Source organism: Kitasatospora sp. NPDC059088, assembly GCF_042738155.1.
GTDB lineage: Bacteria > Actinomycetota > Actinomycetes > Streptomycetales > Streptomycetaceae > Kitasatospora.
Window position 1 is genome coordinate 4,252 of the sequence record NZ_JBHYGR010000230.1, and the last position, 4,335, is coordinate 8,586.

The 4,335-nt window shown below is 74.0% G+C and carries 3 protein-coding genes; 1 reads left to right on the top strand and 2 read right to left on the bottom strand.

Annotated elements, in window-relative coordinates; translation table 11 throughout:
• Positions 1–156: 156 nt before the first annotated feature.
• Together ACFWXO_RS44210 and ACFWXO_RS44215 are read right to left on the bottom strand one after the other, a co-directional pair.
• Entirely contained in the window at positions 157–2,370 is a 2,214-nt protein-coding gene (locus ACFWXO_RS44210) for a DUF6571 family protein (RefSeq protein WP_380532645.1), read from the bottom strand.
• Between the two features lie 2 nt (positions 2,371–2,372).
• The gene (locus ACFWXO_RS44215) at positions 2,373–2,684 is read right to left on the bottom strand and encodes a hypothetical protein (RefSeq protein WP_375897123.1); all 312 of its coding nucleotides are present in this window, start codon (positions 2,682–2,684) and stop codon (positions 2,373–2,375) included.
• 332 nt (positions 2,685–3,016) lie between these two features.
• On the opposite strand from ACFWXO_RS44215, the gene ACFWXO_RS44220 reads away from it, so the two are divergent.
• The gene (locus ACFWXO_RS44220; protein ID WP_380532647.1) at positions 3,017–4,252 is read left to right on the top strand and encodes a cytochrome P450; all 1,236 of its coding nucleotides are present in this window, start codon (positions 3,017–3,019) and stop codon (positions 4,250–4,252) included.
• The last annotated feature ends 83 nt before the right edge of the window (positions 4,253–4,335 follow it).

Genomic DNA, 4,335 nt, shown 5'->3' on the forward strand with positions numbered 1-4,335 from the left:
CCGCCCGCGGGCCCGGCGGCGCGGTCTGGGGGGGGGGGTGGCCCCCCCCCAGCCGCCACCCCCCCGCCCACCCCCGCGGCCCCCCCGCCCCCCCCCCCCGGCGGGGCGGCCGGCGGCCGCAGTCGAGTTGACGGTGCGTCAGGAATTGACGATGCGTCAGGAGTTGCCGCGGCCCAGGAAGTGGCCCGCGGTGGTGGCGCTGGTGGAGCGGCGGTCGTGGGAGGCGTCCTCGACGACGTGGATCATGCTGCTGTCCGGGTCCGTGCCGCGGTCCTTGGCCCAGCCGCTGACCAGGTGGGTCATCTCGTTGTTGGCGTCCAGGTAGGTGTCGGAGATCTTGGCGTTGGCGACGCTGTTGTTGTGGTCCTTCATCTGGTTGTCCCACTCCCAGGCCCAGGTGTCGACCAGGCGCTGGGCGCTGTCGCCGACCCACGGGATGGGGGTGAGCGGGGCGCCGACCACGTGGTAGGCGACCTTGGCCTTCCAGTCGGCCTGGAGGTTGGCGTCGTCGCGCTGGCCCATGGCGACGTCGGCGCGGATCGCGTCGTAGACGCCCAGGCTCGCGGCGCCCTTGTTCATCACGTCCTGGATGTCGTTCTGCGAGGGGTTGGGCCCGATCGAGGACAGCTCCTGGGCGATCTTCGCGCTCTCGGCCTGGTGCAGGGTGGCGTAGGCGTCGGGGTTGTCGGACAGTCCGCGCATCACCCGCACCAGGCTGTCCTCGCCGACGCCCATGTGCACCGTGCCGTTCGCGTCGGTCCACACCGTGCTGCCGTGGTCCAGGTACTGGGAGTTGCGGCCGTTGAAGATCTCGTGGCTGTCGTTGGTGTAGTCGGCCAGCGCGTTGGCCAGCGGCTGGCGCAGGTTGGCGTTGACCTTGGCGCCGCCCTGGCCCTCGTCCAGGGCGGTGACGGTGTCGTGCATGATCCGGGCCTGGGCCTCGGTGTGGTGCCCGGTGTGCGGGGCGCCGGCCGGCTGGCCGGTGGTGGCGGCCTCCAGCGCCGCGCCCAGGCCGCTCTGCGCCAGCGGGTCGGGCGTCTTGAACGGGCCGGCCATCGACGTGACCCAGCCCTCGGGCCACTTGCGGTCCTTGAGCAGGTAGTGCAGGTGCTGGTTGCCGCCGCCGGAGTTCGGGTCCAGGTAGGCGGTGGCGGCGTCCGGCTCGCGGCCCATGACCGCGAGCACGTTGTCCAGCGGGTCGGCGCCCAGCGCGGTGCCGTTGTGGTTGGCCTTGTAGGCCCACGCGTCGGGGGTCTTCTTCTCCGCCGCGGTGATGTCGTCGGCCAGGTCGCCGAGCATCCCGGCCGAGTACTTCGCGTCGCCCTTGGCCATCAGCGTGGTCAGGACCTGGTACCCGTACACCGGCTCGGTGTTGGAGCCGTAGTTGTGGTCCGCGTCGCAGCCGACCTTGGCCATGCCCGCGCGCCAGCGCCGGTAGAAGTCGGTACTGGTGTCCTGGGTGGCGGAGGCCAGCGCGTGGGTGAGGCCGCCCTGGAGGTCGGTGTAGGCGGCCTTCTTGTCGCCGCCGGGGCTGCTGAGCTTCCCGGCGAGCTTGAGCGTGCCGTCCGGGCCGAGCCGGTCCAACAGGCCCTGGGAGAAGGCGGGGTGGTCGGCCTTGTCCTTCATCAGGTCCTGCAGCTGGACCAGTTGCTCCGGGGTCAGGTCGTCCAGGTGGGTGGCCAGGTCGGCGGCGCGCTGGGCGTCACCGGCGTCGCCGCCGCCCACGGCCTGGCCGTTGAAGGTGGTGTCCAGCGGGTTGCCCGCCTTGGAGGCGCCGCGCAGGGCGGCGGCGATGCGCTGGTCGGCGCGGGTGGCGGCCTGGACGCCGGCCGCGATCGCCTTGGTCCACCTGTCGGCCGCGTCCTGGTAGGACTGCCGGCCCTCCGGGTCGTGGTGCAGGGCCTGGCGGGTGGCCGGGTCGAGCGTGCTCTCGTCGAACACCGCCGTGCCGGTGCCGGTCACCTTGAAGCCGTCCTTGACGGCGCCGTCGGCCGCGTCGCGGGTCTGCTTCTGCGCGGCGGCGAAGTCGGCGTGCGCCTCGTCGAGCAGCGAGGCCATCGCGTTGGCCTCGGTCTGGGCGTCGACGATCTGGCCCTTGGTGGCCAGCAGCGCCGTGTTGGCCAGGTTCGCGGTGCCGCCCGTCCACCAGGGGCCGCCGGTCAGGCCGTTGCCGCTGCCCGGCAGGCCGGGGCCGCCCGGGGTGAACAGGCCGTTGCCGCCGATGCCGCCGCCGTTGCCCGCGCCGCCCAGGACGTCCTGCTCCATGGTGGTCTGCATGGTGTGGAAGCGCGTCGCCATCGCGCGCCACTGGGTGGCGGCGGCGGTCAGCGCGTCCGGATTGGCGTTGATGACGTCCTCGTATCCGAGCATGGTCACTGCACCTGGAGGGACTGGGCGATGGACAGGTTGGTACTGCGGTAGTTGGCGCCGGTGCTCTGCATCGCGCCCGCGTTGGCGTTCAGCCGCCCGGTCAGCGCCTTGACCTGCTGGTGCCACTCGTCCAGCGAGTCCTTCAACGCCCCGGCGCTGTCCCAGTTCTTGAGGCCCGTAACCGCCGTCCCGGTGGCGTCGTCGGCGACCGCGCCCGCGCCCGGACAGTCGTGGGCCAGGTTGGTCAGCGTGGCGTGCGCCTTGTCCAGCGCGGCGTGGTTGACCCCGAACCCGCCCGGTGCCGGTGTGCTCATCCGTCGTTCCCCCATGTGTGGTGACCCGGCGGTGTGGTCGCCGGGCGCCGATGATCGTAAGTCCGCGGAGCACCGGTTGACGCAAGGGAGGCATCAGAGATTTGTCACCGTTTCGTCACCGCCCGGCGCCCGGCGGACCGTTCGGGTACGGCACACCCGCCGGGCCGGGCCCGCACAGCACCCCGGCGACCGTACGGCCACCGGGCCCGGCGACCGCACGGGGCCGTCCGGGCGGGCGCGCGACGACCGCGCCCGTACGCCGTTGACGCCCGACCGGCACCCCTCTACAACGGAGCTCAGACCCGGCCCCGAGCTCCCCGAGGAGCAAGCCCATGGCCCCGGACGCCCCCCGCTGCCCCGTGCTCGACATGACCGCCCGCACCCTCCACCAGCAGAACGCGCGGCTGCGCTGCGCCGGACCGGCCGTACGCGTCGAACTCCCCGACGGCATCATCGCCTGGTCGGTGACCCGCGCCCCGGTGATCCGCGCGCTCACCGGCGACCCCCGCGTCTCCCGCGACGCACGCCGCCACTGGCCCGGCCTGGCCGCGGTGCCCGAGGGCTGGCCGATGGGCCCGATCGCCTTCCAGCAGAACTTCTTCAACCGCTACGGCGACGAACACCGCTCCGCCCGGCGCCGGATGGCGACCTCCTTCTCACCCCGGCGGGTGTCCGCGCTGCGCCCCCGGATCGAGGCCACCACCGCCGCCCTCGTCGGCGCGCTGGGCGAACTCGCCCCCGGCCAGGCCGTGGACCTGCGCCGGGCGCTGTCCCTGCCGCTGACCATGACGGTGATCTGCGACCTGTTCGGCGTCCCCGCCGACCTGCGGCCCCCGATCGGCCGGGCCATGGACGCCCTGCTGACCACCACGGCGGCCAACGAGCAGATGACGCTCTCGCGCGCCGAGATCAACGTGGCGCTGACCGACCTGCTGGAACTCAAACGGCGCGAACCCGGCCCCGACCTCGCCAGCGACGTCGCCGCGCTCAGCACCGGCGGCGACACCGGACGCACCGAGGAGGAGTCCCGCGACACCCTGTTCCTGATGCTCGGCGCCGGGTACGAGACCGCCGTCAACCTCATCACCAGCACCGTCCAGGCCCTCCTCACCCACCCCCGCCACCTGGCCGCCGTCCGCACCGGCGCCCTCGGCTGGGAGGACGTCATCGAGGAGACCCTGCGCCACGAGAGCCCCGTCATGCACGTCCCGCTGCGCTACCCGCTGGAGGACATCGACCTCGGCGAGGGCGTGGTCATCCGCCGCGGCGAACCGATCCTGCTCGGCTTCGGCGCGGCCGGCCGCGACCCGGACCTCCACCCGGACCGGCCCGACGAGTTCGACCCGACCCGCCCCGACAAGGAGCACCTCGCCTTCGGGCACGGCCCGCACTTCTGCCTCGGCGCGCCCCTGGCCCGCCTGGAGGCCGAGGTCGCCCTGGCCGGCCTGTTCGGCGCCCACCCCGACAGCGCCCTGGACCCCTCCCGCCCGGCACCCGCCCGGCTGGAGTCGGCGATCATCAACGGCCCGGCCGAGCTCTGGATCGTCCCCAACCCCCCCGCGCCCTGATTGCGCCCCCGGGGGCCGGGGGGGGGCGCGGGGCCGGGGCGCGCGGGGCGGGGGGGGGGGGGGGCGGGCGCGCGCGCGGGCGG

What these genes read in the sequence shown, in the direction of transcription:
- ACFWXO_RS44210 (WP_380532645.1), bottom strand. Translation starts at nt 2,370, where the DNA reads ATGCTCGGATACGAGGACGTCATCAACGCCAATCCGGACGCGCTGACC.
- ACFWXO_RS44215 (WP_375897123.1), bottom strand. Translation starts at nt 2,684, where the DNA reads ATGAGCACACCGGCACCGGGCGGGTTCGGGGTCAACCACGCCGCGCTG.
- ACFWXO_RS44220 (WP_380532647.1), top strand. Translation starts at nt 3,017, where the DNA reads ATGGCCCCGGACGCCCCCCGCTGCCCCGTGCTCGACATGACCGCCCGC.